A 532-nucleotide genomic window follows, 5' to 3' on the forward strand; every position below is an offset into this window, starting at 1 on the left:
CGGGCCGCCGCCGCGCGGCGCGCTTCGTCGAGCTTGAGCGCCTCTTCGCGCCGGCGCCGTTCGGCGGCGTTGCGCGCTTCCTGCAGCTTGCGCTCCTCTTCGGCCAGGCGGTCTTCCTCGCGCTGCTTGGCTTCTTCGATGAGCCGGCGTGCTTCGGCGGCCTCCTCGTCTTCCTGGCGCTGGCGGGCCAGCTTCTCGGCCTCGGCCTTTTCCTGCTTGCGACGTTCGGCGGCCAGGCGCTGGCGTTCGCGTTCCTCGATCTCGTACTTGAGTTCGAACAGCGCCACCGTGGGTTCCTCGCGCACCACCGTGGCCACCTGCGAAGAAACCAGGTCCGGATGCGCCGGCGGCGTGCACGCCAGCTGGTACCGGCCCGGGGCGAGTTCGAGCCGTAGCGGGGTCATCGCCTGCAGGCTGCCGCGGCGCACGCCGTTGATGGACAGGTCGCAGGCGAGGTCGGATTCCATCAGCAGGCGCGCGTCCCCCGCCGGCAGCGGCGGCGGTTCCGCCGGCTCCGCGGGCGCCGCCTCGG

1 pseudogene is annotated in these 532 nt (G+C 72.7%); it reads right to left on the bottom strand.

From position 1 onward, the window contains the following. Positions 1-532 (bottom strand): annotated as a pseudogene (locus tag N788_RS14890) (hypothetical protein); the annotation flags it as partial.

Origin of the sequence: Arenimonas donghaensis DSM 18148 = HO3-R19 (assembly GCF_000743535.1) — a bacterium.
GTDB lineage: Bacteria > Pseudomonadota > Gammaproteobacteria > Xanthomonadales > Xanthomonadaceae > Arenimonas > Arenimonas donghaensis.